Source organism: Rhodococcus tukisamuensis NBRC 100609, assembly GCF_001894985.1.
GTDB classification, from domain to species: domain Bacteria; phylum Actinomycetota; class Actinomycetes; order Mycobacteriales; family Mycobacteriaceae; genus Rhodococcus_G; species Rhodococcus_G tukisamuensis.
The window spans coordinates 18756-41470 of record NZ_BCXG01000004.1 but is presented as its reverse complement, the minus strand read 5'-3'; the positions used below and the strand labels follow the sequence as shown (position 1 = coordinate 41470).

21 protein-coding genes are annotated in these 22715 nt (G+C 71.1%); 12 read left to right on the top strand and 9 right to left on the bottom strand.

Annotated elements, in window-relative coordinates:
* Positions 1-71: 71 nt before the first annotated feature.
* The gene (gene fasR / locus RT2_RS05680; RefSeq protein WP_072843788.1) at positions 72-728 is read right to left on the bottom strand and encodes an HTH-type transcriptional activator FasR; all 657 of its coding nucleotides are present in this window, start codon (positions 726-728) and stop codon (positions 72-74) included.
* 135 nt (positions 729-863) lie between these two features.
* On the opposite strand from fasR, the gene RT2_RS25285 reads away from it, so the two are divergent.
* Both RT2_RS25285 and RT2_RS25280 read left to right on the top strand, forming a co-directional pair.
* Positions 864-1835, top strand: a complete 972-nt coding sequence (locus RT2_RS25285; RefSeq protein WP_072843787.1) for an alpha/beta fold hydrolase — start codon at positions 864-866, stop codon at positions 1833-1835.
* Between the two features lie 132 nt (positions 1836-1967).
* Positions 1968-2930, top strand: coding sequence for a DUF3152 domain-containing protein (locus RT2_RS25280; RefSeq protein WP_245709425.1), 963 nt, complete (start codon positions 1968-1970; stop codon positions 2928-2930).
* A gap of 10 nt (positions 2931-2940) precedes the next feature.
* Here RT2_RS25280 and RT2_RS05665 read toward each other — a convergent pair whose 3' ends face one another.
* Positions 2941-3384 (bottom strand): acyl-CoA thioesterase, encoded by a 444-nt coding sequence (locus RT2_RS05665; RefSeq protein WP_072843571.1) that lies wholly within the window; start codon positions 3382-3384, stop codon positions 2941-2943.
* Between the two features lie 144 nt (positions 3385-3528).
* Here RT2_RS05665 and moeZ point away from each other — a divergent pair, with 144 nt between their 5' ends.
* Positions 3529-4779, top strand: a complete 1251-nt coding sequence (moeZ, locus tag RT2_RS05660; RefSeq protein WP_083577093.1) for an adenylyltransferase/sulfurtransferase MoeZ — start codon at positions 3529-3531, stop codon at positions 4777-4779.
* 72 nt (positions 4780-4851) lie between these two features.
* Complete coding sequence (locus RT2_RS05655) at positions 4852-5700, top strand: TIGR02569 family protein (protein WP_072843785.1); 849 nt, start codon at positions 4852-4854, stop codon at positions 5698-5700.
* Positions 5701-5749: 49 nt separating this feature from the next.
* Here RT2_RS05655 and RT2_RS05650 read toward each other — a convergent pair whose 3' ends face one another.
* A complete protein-coding gene (locus RT2_RS05650; protein ID WP_072843570.1) occupies positions 5750-6088 on the bottom strand; it encodes a winged helix-turn-helix transcriptional regulator in 339 nt (112 codons plus the stop codon).
* A gap of 75 nt (positions 6089-6163) precedes the next feature.
* On the opposite strand from RT2_RS05650, the gene RT2_RS05645 reads away from it, so the two are divergent.
* The gene (locus RT2_RS05645; RefSeq protein ID WP_072843569.1) at positions 6164-6790 is read left to right on the top strand and encodes a malonic semialdehyde reductase; all 627 of its coding nucleotides are present in this window, start codon (positions 6164-6166) and stop codon (positions 6788-6790) included.
* A gap of 42 nt (positions 6791-6832) precedes the next feature.
* On the opposite strand, the gene RT2_RS05640 is transcribed toward RT2_RS05645, so the two are convergent.
* Positions 6833-7531: a FadR/GntR family transcriptional regulator gene (locus tag RT2_RS05640; protein WP_072843568.1), complete on the bottom strand. Its 699-nt coding sequence runs from the start codon at positions 7529-7531 to the stop codon at positions 6833-6835.
* A gap of 112 nt (positions 7532-7643) precedes the next feature.
* On the opposite strand from RT2_RS05640, the gene RT2_RS05635 reads away from it, so the two are divergent.
* From RT2_RS05635 to RT2_RS05610, 6 genes are all read left to right on the top strand, one after another.
* Complete coding sequence (locus tag RT2_RS05635) at positions 7644-8897, top strand: CynX/NimT family MFS transporter (protein ID WP_072843567.1); 1254 nt, start codon at positions 7644-7646, stop codon at positions 8895-8897.
* A 161-nt stretch (positions 8898-9058) separates the two neighbouring features.
* On the top strand, positions 9059-10480 hold the full coding sequence (locus RT2_RS05630; protein ID WP_072843566.1) for an MFS transporter: 1422 nt from the start codon (positions 9059-9061) through the stop codon (positions 10478-10480).
* Positions 10481-10560: 80 nt separating this feature from the next.
* Positions 10561-13086, top strand: a complete 2526-nt coding sequence (nirB, locus tag RT2_RS05625) for a nitrite reductase large subunit NirB (RefSeq protein ID WP_072843565.1) — start codon at positions 10561-10563, stop codon at positions 13084-13086.
* A gap of 127 nt (positions 13087-13213) precedes the next feature.
* Complete coding sequence (gene nirD / locus RT2_RS05620) at positions 13214-13687, top strand: nitrite reductase small subunit NirD (RefSeq protein WP_072843564.1); 474 nt, start codon at positions 13214-13216, stop codon at positions 13685-13687.
* Entirely contained in the window at positions 13684-14877 is a 1194-nt protein-coding gene (locus tag RT2_RS05615; RefSeq protein WP_072843563.1) for a uroporphyrinogen-III synthase, read from the top strand. Before nirD ends, RT2_RS05615 begins: the two co-directional genes overlap by 4 nt.
* Positions 14874-15623, top strand: coding sequence for a sirohydrochlorin chelatase (locus tag RT2_RS05610; protein ID WP_072843562.1), 750 nt, complete (start codon positions 14874-14876; stop codon positions 15621-15623). The genes RT2_RS05615 and RT2_RS05610 overlap by 4 nt, the downstream gene beginning before the upstream one ends.
* Here the strand turns inward: RT2_RS05610 and RT2_RS05605 are convergent.
* From RT2_RS05605 to RT2_RS05595, 3 genes are all read right to left on the bottom strand, one after another.
* Positions 15565-17346, bottom strand: coding sequence for an NTP transferase domain-containing protein (locus RT2_RS05605; RefSeq protein WP_072843561.1), 1782 nt, complete (start codon positions 17344-17346; stop codon positions 15565-15567). The two genes, RT2_RS05610 and RT2_RS05605, sit on opposite strands and share 59 nt — an antisense overlap.
* Positions 17347-17400: 54 nt before the next feature.
* Positions 17401-18222: a carbonic anhydrase gene (locus RT2_RS05600; protein ID WP_072843560.1), complete on the bottom strand. Its 822-nt coding sequence runs from the start codon at positions 18220-18222 to the stop codon at positions 17401-17403.
* Positions 18223-18287: 65 nt separating this feature from the next.
* Complete coding sequence (locus RT2_RS05595) at positions 18288-18905, bottom strand: LppP/LprE family lipoprotein (protein ID WP_083577137.1); 618 nt, start codon at positions 18903-18905, stop codon at positions 18288-18290.
* Between the two features lie 275 nt (positions 18906-19180).
* On the opposite strand from RT2_RS05595, the gene RT2_RS05590 reads away from it, so the two are divergent.
* On the top strand, positions 19181-20473 hold the full coding sequence (locus RT2_RS05590) for a hypothetical protein (RefSeq protein WP_072843558.1): 1293 nt from the start codon (positions 19181-19183) through the stop codon (positions 20471-20473).
* A 157-nt stretch (positions 20474-20630) separates the two neighbouring features.
* Here the strand turns inward: RT2_RS05590 and RT2_RS05585 are convergent, their stop codons facing one another.
* Both RT2_RS05585 and RT2_RS05580 read right to left on the bottom strand, forming a co-directional pair.
* Positions 20631-22070: an HNH endonuclease signature motif containing protein gene (locus tag RT2_RS05585; protein ID WP_072843557.1), complete on the bottom strand. Its 1440-nt coding sequence runs from the start codon at positions 22068-22070 to the stop codon at positions 20631-20633.
* A 154-nt stretch (positions 22071-22224) separates the two neighbouring features.
* A complete protein-coding gene (locus tag RT2_RS05580; RefSeq protein ID WP_072843556.1) occupies positions 22225-22629 on the bottom strand; it encodes an ACT domain-containing protein in 405 nt (134 codons plus the stop codon).
* Positions 22630-22715 lie beyond the last annotated feature (86 nt).

The following is a 22715-nucleotide window of genomic DNA, read 5'->3' as shown; positions in this document are numbered from 1 at the left end:
ACGGGGCGCGGACAATTCCGCGCCCCGTCTTCGTGTCCTTCGGTGTCTCGAGTGCCGGAGTGCTCGAGTGCCTAGGAGTGCAGGGGCACGTGGGACAGGCCGCCCCAGGCGAGCACGACGGTGGTGTCCACCGCCTCCTCCTTGGGGATGGGCCGGTTGGCCTGCAACCAGTACCGGGCGGTGAACTGGCTGGTGCCGACGAGGCCGACGGCCAGGATCCGGGCCCGGTAGGGGTCCAGTCCCGAGTCGTGGCTGACCAGGTCGAAGACGGCGTCCACGCAGGCCTCGGTGGCCTGGTCGACGCGGGCGAGCACCTGCGGGTCGCCCATCAGGTCGGACTCGAACACCAGCCGGTAGCCCTGGCTGTCGTTGTCGACGAAGTCGAAGAAGGCCTGGACCGCCGCGCGCACGCGCTGCCGGTTGTCGGTGGTCGAGCGCAGGGCCTGTCGCACGCCGGAGATCAGGCTGTCGACGTAGCTCTGCAGCACCGCGAGGTAGAGCTCGAGCTTGCCGGGGAAGTGCTGGTACAGGACCGGCTTGCTGACGCCCGCACACTCGGCGATCTCGTCCATGCCTGCCGAGTGGTAGCCGCGGGCCACGAACACCTCGCTGGCCGCCTGCAGCAGCTGCAGTCGGCGGGCGTCGCGCGGCAGCCGGGTGCTGCGCTTGGCAGGGGCGGCAGGCGCCGTGGAGCGATCGGACGTGGCCCGATCGGCGAGTTCAGTCATGGTGGTTCCCATCTTGCTTTGTCACCGTCGCAGCTGGTGCCGTGGTGAGCTTGCTCCCTGCACCGGGTGCACAAAGTTATCGAAGACTACCCGGACGGTCTCCGGGACAACGGCGCAATGGCGCATGCTGTACGCATGAGTATTCCAGGTCGCGGACTCGGTGACCTCGACCAGTGCTCGCCGCCGTGGCCGGCCACCGAGATCGAGCTCGGCGGGAACCGGGTGAACGTGCGCCGCACTCCCGGCGGCGCGGGCGCCCAGCCGGGCCTGTACCTGCACGGTCTCGGCGGATCCTCGCTCGCCTGGACCGACCTCGCGGCGTTGTTGAGTCCGCTCGTCGACGGGCATGCGCTCGACTTTCCGGGGCACGGCTACTCCGGGCCGGCCGCCGACGGCGACTACTCGGTGGACCGGCTGGTGCTGCTGACGATCGAGTACCTCGAACGGATCGGCCCGGCGCACCTGGTGGGGAACTCGTTGGGCGGGGCGGTCGCGGTCCGGGTCGCCGGTCGTCGGCCGGATCTCGTACGCACGCTGACACTGATCTCGCCCGCCTTCCCCGACCTGCGGCCGCAGCCGCGACGGCTGGCCTACCTGCCGCTGTCGCTGCCCGCCGTTCCGGTCCTCGGCGGCTGGGCGGCGGGGCTGATGGCGCGGGTGCCGGCGGAGCAGCAGGTGCGGGCGGAGATCGCCGCGGTGTGGGGCGGCGACCCGTCCGGCATCGACCCGGTGCGGCTCGGTCAGGACGTGACGTTGGCCGAGGACCGGGCCGCCATGTCGTGGTCGGCGGTGGCGGTCGCCCGCACCTTCACCTCGTTGCTGCACAGCTGGACGGCAGGTCGTGGCCGCCACTGGGGCGCGGCCCGGGCGGTGCTCGCACCGGCCCTGGTGATCTGGGGCGAGGCCGATCGACTGGTCGGGGTGGGGCTCGCGCGCCGGGTCGCCGAGGCGATCCCCGGCGGCCGATTGCGGGTGCTGGAGGGGGTCGGGCACATGGCTCAACGGGAGGCGCCGGTCGAGTCCGCGGCCGCCATTGCGGACCTGCTCCGCGGTGCCGCGGAGCGGGCCGGATCCGGCGCGCCGGATGGCGCCGGCGGCGGTCTGTGAGATTCTGGCTGGGTGACTGATCGAGGTGGACCGCGGCTGCGGGGCAGCATCCCGCTTGGTCCAGGCGACGGTGGCGACCCGGACGAGGACCGCGACGAGGGCTGGAATCCGGACGACTCCGACGCCCGGCGGGTGGGCTCGCACCAGCCGTTGCGGGCCCAGTGGGACCCCACCAGCCGCGACGTCGGACGGCCCCGGACCCCTCGTCCGGAACGCCAGGCACGCAAGCAGAGCAAGCTCGGGAAGTTCGTCGCCGTGTACGGGTGGCGTGCCTACGCGATCCCGATCCTGCTGGTGGTGACGGTGCTGGTGCTTGTCGACGCGGTCCGCGGCGGCGTCGTCACCGACCAGACCGCGGCCGTCGACCCCGGCTTCGGCGCGCGCAGCACCAGCACCGAGGGCACCGACGTGATCGGGGTGCCGCCGAAGGCCGACGGCAACTTCGCGGAGTCGATCCCGGCCGGTTCGCTGCCCGAGGGCGGCCCGTTCACGGTGACCGGCGCGGGCACCTGGCACGTGGTGCCGGGCACCCGAGACCAGGTCGGCCACGGTGCGGAGGAGGTCTTCACCTACACGGTCGAGGTCGAGGACGGCGTCGACACCGCCGGTTTCGGTGGTGACGAGTCCTTCGGACGGATGGTCGACGAGACCCTGTCCAACCCGAAGAGCTGGACCCACGACCAGCGGTTCGCCTTCCGTCGCATCGACAGCGGGGAACCCACCTTCCGGATCTCGCTGACCTCGCAGATGTCGATCCGGGAGGCCTGCGGGTACGACATCCAGCTCGAGGTGTCCTGCTACAACCCGGGCATCAACCGGGTGGTGCTCAACGAGCCGCGCTGGGTGCGGGGCGCCGTGGGCTTCCAGGGCGACATCGGCTCGTACCGCCAGTACCAGATCAACCACGAGGTCGGGCACGCCGTCGGCTACCAGCAGCACCAGCCGTGCGAGGCGGACGGCGGTCTCGCGCCGGTGATGATGCAGCAGACCTTCGGCACCTCCAACAACGACATCGCGAAGCTGGACCCGGAGGGCGTCGTCCCGATGGACGGCAAGACCTGCCGCTTCAACCCCTGGCCGTATCCGAGGGGCTAGTGGCCAGTGGTCAGCTGCCGGCCTCGTGCACCCACGGCGCCAGCTGCTCGCGCTCCTCGGCGGTGAGCCGGCGCAGGCTCTGGGTGTGCGGGTCGCCCAGCGCGAGCTGGGTGGTGGCCCGGACCGCGGGCCGCGAGTCGGCTGCCGCGCCGGCCGCACGCACCTCGTACCGGATGGTCAGGTCCACGGAGCGCACCCGTTCGAGCCACATCGTCACCGACAGCGGGCTGTCGTGGTGGGTCAGCGGGGTGCGGTAGCGCACGTCGAGGTGCGCGACCACGGAGTTCTGCAGCATCGCCGCGACCTCCGGGTCCACGCCGCGCAGCCAGTCGATTCGCGACTCCTCGAGCAGGGTCACCATGCGGGCGTGGTTGACGTGCTGGAAGACGTCCATGTCGGACCACCGCACCGGGACCTCGGCGGTGTAGCTGGTCGGGGTGTGGCCGGCGGTCATCGTGCTCCTCATGGTTTGTACTGGGACGGACTTCGGGTGCGGCTAGACGGTAGCCGCGGACGCCGCGTTCCGTGGAAGAGTGGGATCGTGCGAGGCGTTGCACCTGCAGGGGTGCGCGCCGACCTCAGTCAGTGCCGCCGCCGAATGCGCTCCGCCGGAGAGCGCAGTACCGAGGAGCCGAAAGTGTCGTCCACCCCGTCCCCCAAGTCGCAGCCCACGCGTCGGCCGCTGCCGCCGCTGGTCGAGCCGGCCGCCGAGCTGAGCCGGGAGGAGGTCGCCCGCTACAGCCGTCACCTGATCATCCCCGACGTCGGGATGGTCGGGCAGAAACGGCTCAAGAACGCGCGCGTGCTGGTGATCGGCGCGGGCGGGCTCGGTTCGCCGGCGCTGCTGTACCTGGCGGCGGCCGGCGTGGGCACGATCGGCATCGTCGAGTTCGACGAGGTGGACGAGTCGAATCTGCAGCGGCAGGTCATCCACGGGCAGTCCGACGTCGGTCGGCCCAAGGCCGAGAGCGCCCGCGAGTCGATACTGGGGATCAACTCGAACGTCGAGGTTCGGCTGCACCAGTTCCGGCTCGAACCCGACAACGCCGTCGCGCTGTTCTCCCAGTACGACCTGATCCTCGACGGCACCGACAACTTCGCGACCCGGTACCTGGTCAACGACGCGGCCGTGCTCGCGGGCCGGCCGTACGTGTGGGGCTCGATCTACCGGTTCGAGGGACAGGCGTCGGTGTTCTGGGATGCCGCCCCGGACGGGCGCGGGCTGAACTATCGCGACCTCTACCCGGAGGCGCCGCCGCCGGGGATGGTGCCGTCGTGCGCCGAGGGCGGCGTACTCGGCGTGCTGTGCGCGTCCGTCGGTTCCATCATGGCGACCGAGGCGATCAAGCTGATCACCGGCATCGGCGAGTCGCTGCTCGGCCGGCTGATGATCTACGACGCGCTCGAGATGAGCTACCGAACCGTGCGGCTGCGCCGCGACCCGGCGCGCGAGCCGATCACCGAACTGATCGACTACGACGCCTTCTGCGGGGTCGTCTCCGAGGACGCCGCCGCCGCCGCGACCGGGTCGACGGTCACCGCGCCGGAACTGGCGGCGATGCTGGCGGCCGGCCGCGAGATCGAGCTGATCGACGTGCGCGAGCCGGTCGAGTGGGACATCGTGCACCTGCCGGGTGCGACGTTGATCCCCAAGGACCGGATCCTGTCGGGGGAGGCGCTCGCCGAGCTGCCGCAGGACCGTCCCATCGTGCTGCACTGCAAGACCGGAATTCGGTCGGCCGAGGCGTTGGCCGCGCTGAAGAAGGCCGGTTTCGCCGACGCGACCCACCTGCAGGGCGGCGTGATGGCCTGGGTGAGTCAGGTGGACAGTTCGCTGCCGGTGTACTGACCGGCCCCGGGAACGGTCCCGGCAGGGCGCGTCTACTCGGTGGCGCGGGCTGGCAACGGTAGCGTGGTCGCCGTGAGCTCTGTCGAACCCCCCGCGCACGTCCGGTCCACGTTCGGGCTTCGAGAAGTGGACCCGATCCCGCTGGGCAGTGACTGGGACGGCGGCTGGCTCTGCGACGACGTGGTGCTCTCGGCGGTGGCCGATCACGCCCGCGCCGCCTGGTCGGCGAAGGTGCGGGAGACGCTCGAGGCGGACGGGGTCCGGCTGGCGCGGCCGGTACGGGCCACCGACGGCAGGTACGTCGTGTCGGGTTGGCGCGCAGACACATTCATTCCAGGGTCGCCGGAGCCGCGGCACGACGAGGTGGTCTCGCTGTCGGTGCGCCTGCATGCGGCGACCGCGGCGCTGGAGCGACCGCGGTTCCTGGTGCAGCCCCCGGTGGCGCCGTGGGAGGACGTCGACGTCTTCGTCGCGGCCGACCGGGCGGCCTGGGAGCAGGTGCCGCTGCGTGGGGTCAAGGGCCAGTTCGAGCCGTCGTCGGCGGACGGACGCACCAGCATCGAGCTGATCAGCCAGCTTGCGACGCTGCGCAAGCCGGTGCGCAGCCCGGACCAGTTGGTGCACGGCGACCTGTTCGGCACGGTGCTGTTCTCGGGTGCGGATGCGCCGGGCATCACCGACATCACCCCGTACTGGCGGCCCGCGGCCTGGGCCGCGGGCGTGGTCGTGGTCGATGCGCTGTCCTGGGGCGGGGCCGACGAGGAACTGATCGGCCGCTGGGAAGACCTCCCGGAGTGGCCGCAGATGCTGTTGCGTGCCTTGATCTTCCGGCTTGCGGTGCATGCACTGCACCCGAGGTCGACGTCGGAGGCGTTCCCCGGACTGCTGCGCACCGGCGACCTGATCCGGCTGATGCTCTAGTCCGTCCGTCGATCCGCCCGACTGGGTTCCTGGCCGACACGGCGGTGTCCTACTCGGGCAGGTTCTCCGCGGCCCAGGTGGTGAGCGCGCTGAGTGCGGGCAGCAGCGCGTGCCCGGCGGGCGTGAGCCGGTAGTCCACCGCGACCGGGGGACCCGGCTCGACCGTGCGCTGGACCAGGCCGGCGCCGGTGAGTTCGGTGAGGCGCTCGGAGAGCATCGAGTCGCTGATGCCCGTGACCGCCCGCTTGAGTTCGGAGAACCCGGCCGGGCCGTTGATCAGGGTGCCCAGCAGCACGCCGTTCCAGCGCTTGCCGAGGAAGGTGAACGCCCGCGCGAGGGCCGCGTCACAGACCCGGGGCTCGTGTGTTGTCGCTGCCTCGCTCGCCATGCCGCCATCCTAGTCGAGTGCTACCGTCTGTGTAGCGACTAGTTTTTTCATAGCGACCACGGAGAAAGAAGCATCATGTCCGAGCTGATCGACGACCTCACCCCGCACGCCACCGCGCCGCTCGACGAGGCCGGCCGGGAACTGCTCTTCACGCAGGCGCGCACTGCCAACACCTTCTCCGCCGAACCGGTCACGGACGCGGAACTCGTCGGCATCTGGGAACTGGCCAAGTGGGCCCCCACGGCCGCCAACACTCAGCCGTTGCGGGTGGTGTTCGTGCGCACCGAGGAGGGCAAGGCCCGGCTGGTCCCGAACCTGGCCGAGGGCAACCGCGCCAAGGCGCAGTCGGCGCCGGTCGTCGCGGTGCTGGCGATGGACGCCGAGTTCCACGAGCACATCCCGGCGCTGCTGCCGTTCCGGCCGGAACTCAAGGACGTCTACGCCGCCAACGACGGCGCCCGGACCTCCGCCGCCGAGTTCAACGCGGCCCTGCAGTCCGCGTACTTCACCCTCGCCGTTCGCGCGCAGGGCCTGGCGGCGGGCCCGATGGGCGGGTTCGACAAGGCCGGCGTCGACGCGGAGTTCTTCCCGGACGGCCGTTTCAAGTCCGTGCTGGTGGTGAACATCGGCCACCCCGGTGTCGACCCCTGGTTCGACCGGCTTCCGCGGCTGGCCAACGACGACGTCCTGGCCTGGGCGTAGCCGCGATCGTCGGTGTTGCGGCGCCGTGGTGTTGCGGCGTCGTCAGGGGGCGGCGGGGGGAGTTGCCTTGGCGATCAACTCGGTGAGGAACCGCCGGGCCGCGGTCGCGGCCCCCTCGACGTCCCCGTCGACCACGGCCCGCACCAGCTCGTCGTGTTCGGCCTCGTAGGAGTGTGACGCAGCCACCGGACCGAGGTTGATGGTGTGCTCGATGGCGGGCAGCAGCGAGTCGTAGAACTCGAGGTAGACCTCGTTGTGGCTGGCGGCCACGATCGCCCGGTGCAGGGCCAGGTCGGCCGCGACCGCGTCGCGGCCGGCGTCGCCGGTGGCCGCCTCGGGATTGCGCCACAACTCGTTTCGGGTCGCCAGCAGCTCGCGCAGGTTCGCGACGTCGGCGTCGTCGCGGCGCCGGGCGGCCAGTGCGGCCGCCGTCACGTCGAGGGCCTGGCGCAGCTCGAGTACGTCCCGTTCGTGCGCCGACGCGAAGTACTTCGCCAGCGTGCCGCCGAGGTCGCTGGTGCCGATGACGTAGGTTCCCGAGCCCTGCCGGCGCTCGAGCATCCCCGCGTGCACCAGTGCCTGGACGGCCTCGCGGACCGTGTTGCGCCCGGTCCCGGTCAGCTCGGCCAGTTCCGGTTCGGTCGGGATCCGGGACCCGACCGGCCAGGCGCCGGCGGTGATCTCGTCGCGCAACTGGTCGGTGACCTGGGCGATGAGGCTGGTTCGGCGAACGGGTTGCACGGTTCCCTCTCCGTCGGGTGGTGGTGGCCGCATCTTAACCCGGTTGCACGGCATCATCGGGTCATCCTATGATTTTGGACGACGTACCGAGACAGAGAAGAGTGGGTGTGTGATGACGGTGGCGATCGAGCAGCGGCGGACGATTCCGAAGCGGGCGCTGGTCGCCGGACGGCTGACCGTCCTCGTCGCAATCGTGCTCTCCGCGCTCACCCTGCGCACCGCGGTCACCTCGCTCACCCCGCTGCTCGACCAGATCAGCGCCGAGATCGGATTCGGCTCCACCGTCGTCGGTGTCTTCGGCATGCTGCCCACCGCGCTGTTCGCGGTCGCGGGCCTGTGCACGCCCCGGCTGGCGCTGCGATTCGGGCTCGAGCGGGTGGCCCTGGCATCGGTGGCGATGACCGGAGTGGGCATCGCCACCAGGTCCGCGATGTCCGACACGTGGTCGCTGCTGGCTCTCTCGGCGTTGGCGCTCGGCGGCATGGGCATCGGCAACGTGGTGATCCCGCCGCTGGTCAAGCGGTACTTCTCCGACCGGGTCGCGATGATGAGCACCATCTACATCACCTGCGTGCAGGTCGGGACCGTGCTGCCCGCACTGGTGGCGGTGCCGGTCGCCGAAGCGCAGGGCTGGCGGTTCTCGCTCGGCATGTGGTCGCTGATCGCCTTCGCGGCCGCCGTCCCGTGGATCTCGATCGTCGTCTCACGCCGCGGCCACGACCGCCTCGACACCAGCGCCGAGTACGTCGCGAACCCGGCCGAGCCGCACGGGCAGGCCTGGCGTTCGCCGGTGGCCTGGGGGATGGCCGGCATGTTCGGCATGACCTCGCTGATCACGTACTCCCTGTTCACCTGGGTGCCGAAGATCCTCACCGAGGCCGGGGCGAGCGCCGGTTTCGGCGGCACCATGGTCGGACTGTTCGCCGCGGTCGGGTTCATCTCCGCAATCGGTGCGCCCGCGCTGTGCGCGCGGATCGCGAACCCGTACCCCGTCGTGGTGGGCTGCGCGGTGTTCTACCTGATCGGCTTCGCCGGGCTGCTCTTCGCCCCGATGGGGGCGCCGGTGCTGTGGATCCTCCTGGTCGGCCTGGGGCCGAGCACCTTCCCGATGTCGCTGACCCTGATCAACCTGCGCACCCGTACCGGCGCCGGCTCCGCCGCGCTGTCCGGTTTCACCCAGGGCCTCGGTTATGCCGTCGCCTGCCTGGGGCCGCTGCTGTTCGGAGTGCTGCACGACGTCACCGGTGGCTGGGCGTGGCCGTTCGGCCTGTTGCTCGGTGCCGTCGCGGTGATCCTGGTGTCGGGGTATGTGGCGTGCAAGCCGCGTTACCTGGAGGACTCCTGGGGTCCGGCCACGGCCCGGTAACACCGGTTCACATCCGGTAGCACCCCGTTTACCTGCGGGTTTGTTCTCACCGCAGGCGTCGGAGCCGGGTGAGCGCAAGTTCACTGCCGAGTCACGGTCGGCAGCACCGGGGCAACATCTCGCTCGTAGTGTCGGGTCTCCCACGCCATCGAGGAGGCCCTGTGACCGCCGAGAACCTGCTCTCCCGCAACCACTACATCCCGCACTGGGACGCCGAGGACACCGAAGCCTGGGAGTCCGGCGGGAAGGAGATCGCCCGCCGCAACCTGATCTGGTCGGTGATCGCCGAGCACGTCGGTTTCTCGGTCTGGTCCATCTGGTCGGTGATGGTGCTCTTCATGCCCGCCGACGTGTACGGCATCGACCCCGCCGGGAAGTTCTTCCTGGTGGCCGTCCCGACCCTGGTCGGTTCGCTGATGCGGATCCCGTACACCGTCGCGACGGCTCGGTTCGGTGGTCGCAACTGGACGGTCTTCAGTGCGCTGGTGCTCCTCGTCCCGCTGCTCGCCACCCTCTACCTGATGCTCAACCCGGGCTACTCATACACCGTGTTCCTACTGGTCGCGGCGCTGGCGGGGGTCGGCGGCGGTAACTTCGCCTCCTCGATGACCAACATCAACGCCTTCTACCCGCAGCGGCTAAAGGGCTGGGCGCTCGGGCTCAATGCGGGCGGCGGCAACATCGGGGTGCCGGTGATCCAGCTGATCGGTCTGCTCGTCATCGCGACCGTCGGCAACACCGCCCCGTGGATCGTGTGCGCCGTCTACCTGGTGTTCTGCGGTGTCGCGGCCGTCGGTGCCGCGCTGTACATGGACAACCTCGGCGGTCAGACCGCGGACCTGCGGGCCATGGGACGGGCCCTGAAGTTCCGGGACTCGTGGATCATCTCGTTCCTGTACATCGGCACGTTCGGGTCGTTCATCGGGTTCTCCTTCGCCTTCGGCCAGGTGCTGCAGATCAACTTCCTCGCCAGCGGGGACACCCCGGCGCAGGCCGCCCTGCATGCCGCGCAGATCGCGTTCATCGGCCCGCTGCTCGGTTCGATCGCCCGGCCCCTCGGCGGCGCCCTCGCCGACCGCATCGGCGGCGGCAAGATCACCCTCTACACCTTCGGTGCGATGGCACTGGCGGCCTCGGTGCTGGTCGCGGCGGGCACCGTCGACGACGCGACCGCCGGTGCCGCCAGCGGGCCGGTGATGGTGACGCTGGTGCTCGGTTTCATCGCCCTGTTCCTGCTGTCCGGGCTGGGCAACGGCTCGGTGTACAAGATGATCCCCTCGATCTTCGAGGCCAAGGCGCAGTCGCGCGGCGACCTCGACAAGGCGGGCCGGGCGGCCTGGTCGCGCACCATGTCCGGCGCGCTGATCGGCTTCGCCGGGGCGATCGGCGGACTCGGCGGCGTCGGCATCAACCTGGTGCTGCGGGCGTCCTACAACAGCCCCGCGAAGTCCGCGACCATGGCGTTCTGGGTGTTCCTCGGCTTCTACGTGGTGTGTCTGGCCGTCACGTGGGCGGTGTTCCTGCGCCGCCCGAGTCGGGCCGCGGACGCCGCCGACGACGACCGCGCCGCGGTCCTGGTCTGAGCAGCAGCGGCCGTGACCATCGCAGACCCGGCGGGCACCGGGCACACAGCACAGCATTCGATCGACCGGGAGGACGCGGCATGAACAGCAAGTCGGTAGTGGTGGTCGGACACGGAATGGTGGGGCACCGGTTCGTCGAGGCGCTCCGTGCGCGGGACGACGCGGGGCAGTGGCGGGTGACCGTCCTGTGCGAGGAGCGCCTGCCCGCCTACGACCGGGTGGGACTCTCGTCCTACGTCGGGTCGTGGGACGCAAAGGAACTCGCGCTCGCCGGCAACGACTACCCGGGCGACGTCCTGGTCGACCTGCGGGTCGGCGAGTCCGCGGCGTCGATCGACAGGGCAGGGCGCACGGTCACCACCACGGCGGGCGAGGTGCTGGCCTACGACTCGCTGGTGATGGCCACCGGCTCCTACCCCTTCGTGCCGCCGGTCCCCGGACACGAACTGGACGGCTGCTTCGTCTACCGCACCCTGGACGACCTGGACGGAATCCGGGAGCGGGCCGAGCAGGGCGGCCCGGGCGCGGTGGGCGTCGTGGTCGGCGGTGGCCTGCTGGGGCTGGAGGCCGCCAATGCGCTCAAGCTGATGGGGATGACCCCGCACGTGGTCGAGTACAACCCGCGACTGATGCCGGCCCAGGTGGACGAGGGCGGCGGCGCGCTGCTCGAACGGCTGGTCACCGCCCTCGGCCTGGTCGTGCATACCGGCGTGTCGACCTCGTCGATCACCGAAGGGCCCGAAGGAATCTCGGTCGAACTGTCCGACGGCTCGGTACTCGAGGCGGCCGTGCTGGTGTTCTCGGCGGGGGTCCGCCCCCGCGACCAGCTGGCCCGCGAGGCCGGACTGGACGTCGCCGAACGAGGCGGCATCCTCACCGACCTCGGCTGCCGCACCTCCGACCCGGACGTGTACGCGATAGGTGAGTGCGCCGCCGTCGAGGGACGCTGCTACGGGCTGGTGGCGCCGGGCTACACCACCGCCGAGATCGTCGCCGACCGCCTGCTCGGCGGCGCGGCCGAGTTCCCGGGGGCGGACCTGTCCACCAAGCTCAAGCTGATGGGCGTCGACGTCGCCAGCTTCGGTGATGCGCACGGGCAGACGCCCGGCGCGCTCGCGGTGGTGCTCAGCGACGCGGCCAAGGGGACCTACGCCAAGCTGGTGGTCTCCGACGACGCCAAGACGCTGCTCGGCGGCATCCTGGTCGGCGACGCGTCCGCGTACTCGTCGCTGCGGCCACTGGTCGGCCGGGAACTGCCCGGCGATCCGGCCGCCCTGATCTCGCCGGCCGGCGAGAAGCCCGGTGCCGGAGCGCTTCCCGACGACGCCGAGGTGTGCTCGTGCAACGGCGTCACGAAGGGCACGATCTGCGGTGCGATCGCCGACGGCGCCTGCGACATCGCGGCGGTGAAGGCCTGCACCAACGCCGGCACCACCTGCGGCGGTTGCCTGCCGACGGTGAAGGCACTGCTGGCGTCGTCCGGGGTGGTGATGTCGAAGGCACTCTGCGAGCACTTCGAGCAGTCCCGGGCCGAGCTGTTCCAGATCGTCCAGGCCACCGGAACCCGCACCTTCTCCGCGTTGATCGCCAAGTACGGCAAGGGGTCCGGCTGCGACATCTGCAAGCCGGTGGTGGCGTCGATCCTTGCCTCCACCGACTCCGACCACATCCTGCACCGCAGCCAGGCGTCGTTGCAGGACACCAACGACCACTTCCTGGCCAACATCCAGCGCAACGGCACCTACTCGGTGGTGCCGCGGATGCCGGGCGGCGAGTGCACGCCGGAGCAGCTGATCGTGATCGGCGAGGTGGCCCGTGACTTCGGTCTGTACACCAAGGTCACCGGTGGCCAGCGGATCGACCTGTTCGGCGCCCGCGTCGAGCAGCTGCCGGCGATCTGGAAGCGCCTGGTGGACGCCGGCATGGAGTCCGGTCAGGCGTACGGCAAGTCGCTTCGCACCGTGAAGAGCTGCGTCGGGTCCACCTGGTGCCGGTACGGCGTGCAGGACTCGGTCGGGATGGCGGTGAACCTGGAGAACCGCTACCGCGGTCTCCGGTCGCCGCACAAGCTGAAGTTCGGGGTGTCGGGCTGTGCCCGCGAGTGCGCGGAGGCGCGGGGCAAGGACGTCGGCGTCATCGCCACCGAGAACGGCTGGAACCTCTACGTCGGCGGCAACGGAGGCCAGTCCCCGAAGCACGCCCAGTTGCTGGCCGGCGGGCTCGACGACGAGACCCTGGTCCGCTACATCGACCGGTACCTGATGTTCTACATCCGCACCGCCGACCGGCTCCAGCGCACCGCGCCGTGGGTCGAGGCCCTCGACGGCGGCCTCGACCACCTCAAGGCCGTGGTGTGCGAGGACAGCCTCGGGATCGCCGCGGAGCTCGAGGCCGCAATGGCCAAGCACGTCGACGGCTACCGGGACGAGTGGGCGGGGGTGCTCGACGACCCGGAGAAGCTCTCCCGGTTCGTGTCCTTCGTCAACGCGCCGGACGAGGCGGACCCCACGGTCGCGTTCGACGACTCCGGCGCCCGGAAGGTCCCGGTGTTGATCGGGATGCCCGCGGTCCCGGCGGCTGCGCCGGCCGTGCCCGTCGAGCTGTAGGCCCCTCAGCCGTGTCCGGCACCCCAACGAAGTGGTGCCGGGCACTCCTTACGGAGCGGGAATGCCGACTTAACGCCGAGGAAACACCCCCCAACTAGAAATAGGGCCGGGACAAGGGAGGACCGTCATGACCGAGATCGACATCAACACCCACCGCATGACCGGCGCCGGACGCGAGAGCGTGCACGACGGCCGGCTCGAGTGGACCTCGGCCTGTCCGTTGAGTCGGCTGATCCCCGGACTCGGGGTCGCCGTGCTGCTGCGCGGCCGCGAGCAGGTGGCGCTGTTCCTGCTCGAGGACGGCAGCCTGCACGCGGTGGGGAACATCGATCCGTACGGCCGGGCCGCGGTGATGTCGCGAGGCCTGGTCGGGGACCGGGCCGGCGAACCGATCGTGGTCTCGCCGCTGCTCAAGCAGGCGTTCTCGCTGGTCGACGGCCGCTGCCTGGACGAGCCGTCGGTGCGGTTGCCGGTCTACGACGTGCGGGTCTGGGCAGGGGTGGTGCAGGTGCACAGCTCGCTGCAGGCAGATGGCTCCCTGCAGGCACACGACTCCCTGCAGGTGCCCAGCGTCCTGGTGTCCGGGGCGGGCGCGGCGTGAGCGTTGCGAACACCGGTGATCCGCTGCGCGGGTTCACGATCGGGGTGACCGCAGCCCGGCGTTCCGAGGAGTTCACCACCCTGTTGACCCGACGCGGGGCGAACGTGGTGCTCGCCCCCGCGATCCGGATCATCCCGCTCGTCGACGACGCGGAACTCGAGCGCGTCACGCAGGACCTGATCGACAACCCGCCGGAGATCGCGATCGCCACCACCGGGATCGGGTTCCGCGGATGGATGGAGGCCGCGGAGGGATGGGGCAGCGCGGAGGACCTGCGCGGCGCGCTGTCCTCGTCGCGGCTGCTGGCCAGGGGACCGAAGGCGACGGGCGCGATCCGGGCCGCCGGCCTGCGGGAGGAGTGGTCGCCGGCCTCCGAGTCCTCGGCCGAGGTCATCGACCACCTGCTGGCGGAGGGAATCGAGGGCCGGCGGATCGCGGTACAGATGCACGGCGCCGCCACCGAGTGGGAGCCGCTGCCGGACCTGTGCGAGGTGCTCCGGATCGCCGGCGCCCACGTGGTGCCGGTGCCGGTGTACCGGTGGACCCCGCCCGACGACCAGACCGCGATGGACCGGCTGATCGAGCTGACGGCGGCCGGGGGACTCGACGCGGTCAGCTTCACCAGCGCGCCCGCGGTGGCGTCGATGCTGATGCGCGCCAAGGAGATCGGCTTGATCAACTCGTTGCTCCAGGCGTTCGGTGGTCCCGTGCTGGCGGTCTGCGTCGGCCCGGTCACGGCGGCGCCGCTCGAGGCGCTCGGCGTCCCCACCACGATGCCGGGCCGGGCCCGACTTGGGTCGCTGGCCCGGCACATCGCCGAGGAACTGCCGCGTCGGTCGGTGACGCTCCAGGCGGCAGGTCACTCGTTGGCGGTGCGCGGCGGCTGCGTCGTGGTCGACGGCGAGGTCCGGCCGCTGCCGCCCGCGGCGATGGCCCTGACCCGCACCCTGACCCGGGTCCCCGGTCGGGTGGTCACCCGGGAGGAACTGCTGTCCGTGCTGCCTGGTGGCGGCGAGGACACCCACGCGGTGGAGACGGCGATCGCGCGACTGCGGGCCGGGCTCGGTGCCCCGAAGATGGTGCAGACCATAGTCAAACGCGGCTACCGGCTGGCGCTGGACACCACCGACTGTGCCCACGCGGATACCTGCGACGAGGCGGGCGGGAACGACGACGGGCCGCAGACGTGAGCGCGCCGTCGCTCGTGCTGGTGGCGCACGGCACCCGCAGTACCCGCGGTGTCGACATGGTCGCCGCGCTCGCGGACGAGGTGTCGTCCGCGGTGGGGACCACCCGCGTCGCGTTCGTGGACGTGCTCGGCCCGTCGCCCGCGGAGGTGCTGCGGGACCTCGACGGGCCCGCCGTCGTGGTGCCGGCGTTCCTGGCGTCCGGTTACCACGTGCACACTGACGTGCCGCGCGAGGTCGCAGACTCCGGGCACCCTGACGTCCGGGTCACCGCCGCGCTGGGTCCCGACCCGGTGCTGGCGCGGGTGCTCCGCCAACGGCTCCGCGAGGCGGGCTGGCGGCCGGGCGACGCGGTGGTGCTTGCCGCCGCGGGCTCCTCGGACCCGCGCGCGCTCGCGGACGTGCGCCGCGGCGCCGCGCTGCTGGCCGAGCTGGTCGAGGACCGCGTCCACATCGGCTACGTTGCGACGGCGCAGCCGCGGGTACCGGACGTGGTGCGGCGGCTTCGGGCCGGCGGCCGCCGGCGGGTGTTCGTGGCGTCGTACCTGTTGGCGGACGGGCTCTTTCACCGGAGGCTGGGTGACGCCGGCGCCGACGGGGTGGCGCAGCCGCTCGGGGTGCACCCGGACCTGGTGCGCCTGCTCGTGGACCGCTACCGCGGGTCGGCGCAGTCGACGCACGAAGGCCGCGTCAGCGGGGCAGCGTCAGCAGTTCGGCGTGACCGCCGTCGGGTGCTCCCGGTTCGATGACCGCGAGGGCGTCGGCCCCGATCAGGCCGGCGAGGTGCGCGGTCCGGAACCCGGCGACGGCTCGCCAGCGGCCGTCCGCCAGCCGGGTGACCGGCACCAGGCGGGCGACGTCCGCGCCGACCTCCGCCGCGTTGACCACCGCCCCGGTGACCACAGGCGGACGCGGCACGCCGGTCAGCGCGGCGACCAGGGTCGGCGTCATTGCCAGCAGCGTCACGACGGCCGCGTAGGGGTTGCCGGGCAGGCCCAGCACCACCCGGCCGTCGGGCAGCGTCGCCACCACCTGCGACCCACCGGGACGGCAGCGCACCCGGCCCACCAGCGTGCGGGCGCCCCGTCGGTCCAGGGCCAGACGCAGGTGGTCGGCGGCGCCGCCCCCGGTCGCGCCGACGATCACCACCAGGTGCTCGGCGGTGGCGAGCCCGGTCGACGGGGCCAGCAGTTCGTCGAAGCCGCCGGCGGTGTCACGCAGGTGGGCCTCGGTGGCGGTGTGTACCCCGCACCAGGACAGGAACTGCGGCATCAGCGGGCCGAGCGAGTCCCGGGTCTGCCCTGGACGCAGCGGGCCGTCGCGGCGGATCTCGTCCCCGCTGACCACAATTCGTGCCCGCACCGGACCGCGGACCGCGAGCTCGCCGACCTCGGCGCTCAGCGCCACCGAGGCCAGCGCGGGGGTGACCGGCGTGCCGGCCGGGGCCAGCTCGTCACCCTCGTGCCAGTCCTCGCCGCGTCGGCGGGTGTCGTCGCGGACCGGGGCGTCGGGCCTGCGGCGCAAGGTGGTGCCGGTGGCGTCGACGTGCTCGTCGCGCAGCACCGCGTCGGCGCCGGTCGGCAGGTGGGCGCCGGTGGCGATGCGTACCGCGTGTCCGTCCGGTAGCTCGAGCTCGTCCTCGGATCCGGCGTACCGGATCATCGGGTCGAGTTGCCAAGGTCCGGAACCGGATACGGCGTAACCGTCCATGGCGGAGACGGCGAGGCGGGGCAGCGGAGCGGCCGCGGTCAGGGGTCGGGCGAGCGCGCCGCCCAGCGCCCGTACCGGGGCGAGCGTGCGCACGGTCAGCATGTCGACCCCGCGGTGCACGCGAGCGCGGGCCTCGTCGAGGCTCAGCTCGGTGGCGGAACCGCTCGCCAGGGGGCCGGTGCTGCGAGCCCGCGCCCGGGCCAGGTCCGCGTCGGTGTCGCAGTCGGAGATGCCCGACATGAGCACCGTCGCATGGTTTTTGGGGACCAAAACCTTCATCGGCTGGTTGGCGGGTCCGTCGGCACCGAGGGCACGCAGTCGGGAGGCCAGCGCGTCCACGCGCCAGAGCCCCAGCAGGAACTGCACCCGGCCGGACTCGTCCACGGCGAACGCCGCGTCCGCGGTGGGGCCCGAGACCAGGGCGGCGGCGAGGGTGGCGATCGCCGCGGGGGTGATGAACGGGAGGTCGGCGGCCAGGACGACGACCAGCTCGGCATCACCGAGTTCGGCCAGGCCCGCGGCAACCGCCGCGACCGGGCCGGAGCCCGGCGGCGACTCCTGCGTCTGCCGGACGGTGGGGGCGAGGCCGGCGCGGTGCGGGCCGACCACCACCACGGCGCTCGCGTCGGCCACGGCGTCCAGGGCGGTGTCGAGCATGGACCGCCCGGCGACCTCGATCGAGGGCTTGTCGACGCCGCCCATCCGGCTGCCGGAGCCGCCCGCTAGGACGATCGCGTCAAATCTCGCCTGGCCGTGGGTCATCAGTCCATGCTCGCACGCGGGGAGTGCGGACACCCGGTAGGACGTCGGGGCGGATCACACCGTCAGGGACCGGGCCGCGTTCTCCACGATCGCCGTGAGCTCGCTGTCGTCCTGCGGCGCCATCTCGAGCGTGGGCACCCAGCCCTCGGCGCGGCGGACCCCGACGTTGCGGGTGGCGAGCTTGTAGACGCCGAAGGCGGTCGGTCGGCTCAGGTCCCGTCGCAGGACGGCCGCGGTGAGGGCGGTGTTGGCGAGGGTGGCCAGGGTGATCATCCGGGTGCGGTAGTGCGGGGAGTCCCGGACCTGGGTTCCGTGCACGTGGGTGAGCGCACGATCGGCGAAATGCACGCCGGCGAGCAGGGAGTCGATGATCCCGCGCAGGGGCGCGTCCGAGGCGATCTGCAGGTACCGGTGCGGCTCGAGCATCGCGTCGACCGCCGCCGTCACGGCCCCGCACTGCGAGTGCCCGATGACCGTGAACAGCTGCACGCTCGGGAGGTGTTCGGCCGCGTAGTGGAGGCTGCCTCGGCAGTCGGACCCGGGGACGTTGCCCGCGACCCGCACCACGAACAGGTCGTTGGCCGCGCGACCGAGGGTCAGCTCGATCGGCACGCGGGCGTCCGAGCAGCTCAGCACGGCAGCGAACGGACGCTGGGTCAGGATGCCGTCCGTGTCGTCGTGCGCGATGCCGAAAGCCTCTCGGTCGACGTGAAATTCGATCGATTCCGCGCCCACCCGGGAAAAGGCCGCGCTGCCCCGTTCGAGCAGCGCGACGGCCTCCTCCGCCGTGGTCGGCGGCGCGGACCGCGAGGCACTCGGGCCCTGGACCCACCGGATCTGGATGGCTGCATCGGTATGGGGCGACGGCGTCGGCATGGGACGAGTGTAGGAAGCCGGGTGCGCCAGAGGTCTGCTCGACTGCCGGGAGAACCTGGGGAGTCTCAGCGGTGGTAGGAGTCGAGCATCGCCTGCGGCAGCGGCTGCTCCATCACCACCCGGGTCCCGTCCCAGGTGTAGTCGATCGCGGCCGGCCCACCGGCGGGACAGCAGTTCGGTTCGTCCTCGGCGAGCCACCGGTACTCGACCGTGACGGTGTCGCCGGTCGTGCCCGCGACGTGGGTGAAGGAGTACGGCTCGGCGGTCGCGGTGCCGAGGTAGCGGCCGTCGTGGAAGAACAGGACGTGGCGCGGTGAGCTGGCGGTACCGGCCTGCACGTCCGCCACCACCCACAACAGGTCGGGGCAGGAGCCCAGCGGGTCCTCGGACGCGGCGCCGACGATCCAGCCGTAAGGCGCCTGGTCCAGGCCGGCGACGGCGTCGCGCACGCCCGTCGAGTCCGGGTCCAGGCATCGGCCCTGTCCACTGATGGTGTCGGCGGTGGGCTGGTTCGTCGTGGCGGTGTCGGTGTCCTCGGTTTCGGTGTCCTCGGTTGTGGGGGTGGATTGTGTTGTCGAGGGCGCCGACTCGATCGCCTGTGTCTCGGACGGCACTGTCTCGGACGACTGTGTCTCGGACGGTTGTGCTGAGGCCTGCACCGCCGAGGTCTGGGCGGTCGGCATGGGTGGCTCCGTGTCGCCTCCGCAGGCGGTGGCTGCCGCGGCGATCAGCGCCGCACAGACAACGGCAGTCACTGTCGGTGTTCTCATACACGCCCCTCGGGAGGTAGTAGCGACGGCGGGTTCGCGGGCGAACCGGCCTGTCGCGAACCGTGAGCGGCCCTCGTGGGGTGTGTCGGCGCCGGGTCGGGGCGTGTTACCCGTAACGCCGCTCGAGAATCCGGCGACAGGACTCTGACGCCCGGGCTCGCGGGCCGGGCGCGAGGAGCGGGGGACTGATGGGTGAGCTGGACGGCAATGCCAGGCGGGTCGGCTGGGCGGACGCGCTGGTGGTGGTCGCGGTGGTGGCGGTCGGCGTGATCGTCGCCGGTCTGCTGCACGATCCGGGTGCATCGTCCTCGGCGGAGGACGAGGCGTCGCCGGTGTCGAGGGTGACCCCGACCGTCGTCTATCCCGTCGAGATACCGGGCTGCGAGCGGGTGGAGCCGCCGTCGGGCGGCAAGGGCTTCATGGTGGGGTACGCGGGCGAGCAGAGCTACGACAACCCGAGCTACCCGTGGTTCAACGGGCCGAAGGCCACCGCCATGTCCGACGCCCTGCGGTCCGCGCTACCGGACACCGTCCGTCTCGAGTTTGCGGGCCCGAGCGAGTCGTTGTGGTTCCAGCCGATCCCGGTGTTCACCTCCGAACTGCCCGAGGGAGTGAGGGCGGAGGACATCGGCGGCTCGACGTCGGCGCAGGGACTGCTCACCCGTGGCGCCGCCGTCGGGATGCTCGATGTCCGGGTGCGCCAGTCGGCTCGGGAGATACCGGAATGCGTTGCAGGCCAACTCGACCGCCGGACCACGTTTCCGGACGGCACCGTGGTGGACTCACAGGACACCTGGAACGAATACGGAGGCAACCGGAACCTGGTCCGCCGGGTGACCGCGCACCTGCCCGACGGCACATTTGTCGACGCGTCGGCGGGCGACGAGAACTGGGCGGAGCCGGTGCAGGCGAGGCGGAACAGCGGAACTGTGCCGCTGACCGTCGACGAGCTCACCGCCCTCGCCACTACGCCTGGACTGCGGGTCACCGCGCCCGTCCCGGCCGGCACGGCGCAGCCGCCGGCGGAGTGCCGCGGTGGTGTCGACGCCGGCACGCCACTGAGCCGAGAGACAGTGCAGCGACTGAACGCCGCGCTCGACGAGGTGTGGCGCGAGCACGCGCCGACAGGGGTGAGCCTCGACCGCCGGCTCGGGTCGCTGCAGCTGTCCACCTACGACCGGTCCAGCGTCTGCGAGGAATTGGATGTGAGCGGACCGGATGGATCCGGCCGGCTCCTGGTATCGATCAGTGGTCGCCACCAGCTTCCCGTCGAGCCGCAGGAGCCGAGTGACCGGCGCCGCACCACCTTCACCACCCTGCCGGACGGCTCTGTGCTCACCCGAACCGAGCCCGGCATTGTCACCGTCACCCGGCCGTCCGGGACTCGGGTCCAGGTCAGCCTCGACGACGCGGCGCCGGGGACGGTGATGACGCTGGACCAGTTGCAGGCCATTGCCAACGCGCCAGGGCTGGAACTTTGATTTCGGGTAAGCCGAGGGTCGTGGCCAGGAGTGCTGACTGGCCCCACCCTTGATGTAGCGCAGACCGGTTGCGGCCGAGGGTTTCTCGGCCGCAACCGGTCTGGTTGTGGTGGGTGCAGGTCATCGCTTGGTGACGTACCGCATCCGTGCCTGCGGGTCAGACTCCGTGGATAGCGTGCCGGTTGTGAGCGGGCCGTGGTCTTCGCAACGGGTCCACCCAGGCGGGTGGGGTGAACCAAGGAAATCCGTCTGATTCGATCTTCACTGCCCAGTGGTTCTTGTGGATGATGGTGTGGTGCTTCTTGCAGAGCAGCACCAGGTTCGACAGTGCGGTCGGACCGCCATTGGACCAATGCCAAATATGGTGGGCGTCGGTCCAGGCGGCGGGTCGGCCGCAGCCGGGGAAGGCGCAGCCGCAGTCCCTCGCCACCAGGGCTTTCCGTAGTTTCGGGGAGATGATGCGGGTGGTGCGGCCTACGTCGAGGGGGTTGCCTTCTCGGTCGACGAAGATCGGGGTGACCTGGGCGTCGCAGGAGATGCGTGCGGCGACGGCGGCGGAGATCGGGCCGGCCCAGGGCATGGTGGCGTGCCGTCTGCGGCGGTAGCGGCGGGGTGGCCTCGATCCTGCGGGGCTGGTGCAGCCTTCGCGCCCGTCGACGGGTCCGGTTGCGTTGTCGGAGTGGTAGTCCCAGTCGTTGTCTCGCCACGCTCCGGTCACGGGCACCTTCGCTGTCACGGACACCGCATCCCGTAGTGCGTCGACGTCGATGGTCACGGTGACATGGGGTCGTTCGCCGCCCTCCATCGGTCCGCGTGCGTTGTCGAGGTGTCCGCGGATGATCTGTCCGAGGGCGTCGGCGCGGCGCTTGGCAGCGGAGCGAGGGTCGCGTACGAGGTGCCCATGCTCGTCGGTGCTCGGGTGCGGCTTCGACAGGCCGGACAGGGCGGTCTGCAAGGCTTCGCCGGTCTCGGCGTCGAAACTGCCCTTCACGAGCACCCGACCGCCCAGGGTGGCGCTGGCGTGGAACTCGTTGAGTTCGGGGTTCTCTGCGTCGGACGGCAGGTCGTTGTCGCGCTCGAACAGGATCTCCAGTTCACGGGCCCTGTTGCGGAGCTGTGTGGGGTCTTCGACCTGGGCGGCGATGAGCAGGTAGGCCTCGCAGTCGTCTGGGCGTCCGGTCTCGGGGTCGGGGTGCTCCCAGTCGGTTTCGGCGGGTTCGATGTCGAAGTCGCGGGTGAGTTTCGCGAGGCGGTCCAGGAAGTTGACGATCACCTGGACGTGGGCGAGTTCGATCCGTCCCTCGTCCAGCACGTCGGCCATCTGCGGGTGCAGGGGGAGTTCGCGTGAGAGGCGGACGATCTGGGCGGCGCGGGCACGGTGCATCCGGGTGGCGCCGGCGAGCCAGGAGGCGGTGTCGGCGGCGCCGGCGTGTTCGGGGAGGCAACGCTGGTCGGCCTCGCGGACCAGTCGGACGAGGAGGGCGTCGCGTCTGCGCATGTCCTGAACCAGCTCGGGCACCGCCGCCAGAATCTCGGTTTCGTCGAGTCGCCATGCCTCGACCCGGGCGGGGTCGGTGAGCCTGGCGTCGAGTTTCATACACCAAATTCTACTCGCACGCACATTCGATAACAATGATGTTTCGCCTGGTGAACTGTGTAAAAGGTATGTGCAGCAGTGGGTTGTCGTTGCTGGTTCCAACACCGATTTGCTCGAGGGTCCGACAGTGTGGCCAGGGCCAGGTGGAGTTCCGTCATCTCCGGTGCTCGCCCGCCAGTTCCGTCAACGCGTCCAGTGCGCGCGGCACGTCGGCGACGGGCACCAAGAGATGGTCGTGGTGGTACCCGGCGATCACGTTGCAGCTGATCCCGATCCCGGCGAGCCGCCCGCTCACCGCGGCGGTCAACCCCACCGCGTCGAGTGCGGAGTGCACCCGCAGGGTGATCCAGCCGGCCTCGAAGTGGTAGGTCCAGCCGCGGATGTCGGCGTCGCGCTTGGTGACGACCAGCGAGAGTCCGTTCTCCTCGGCGACCGTGGCGGCGGCCGTCAGGCCGTCGGCCGCATTCGGGTCTGCGAGGAAGACGAACACGAAGGTGCCCTCGCGGCAGACCGGATCCATGGTGGCGAGCAGGACGTCGAGGTTGCGTTCGCCGGTCATGGCTCGAGCCTGCCATCAGTGCTGTGCGCGGGGCGATTTGGGCGAAATGTGAACGCGAACTGAACAAGTGACCAATAATGTCCCGG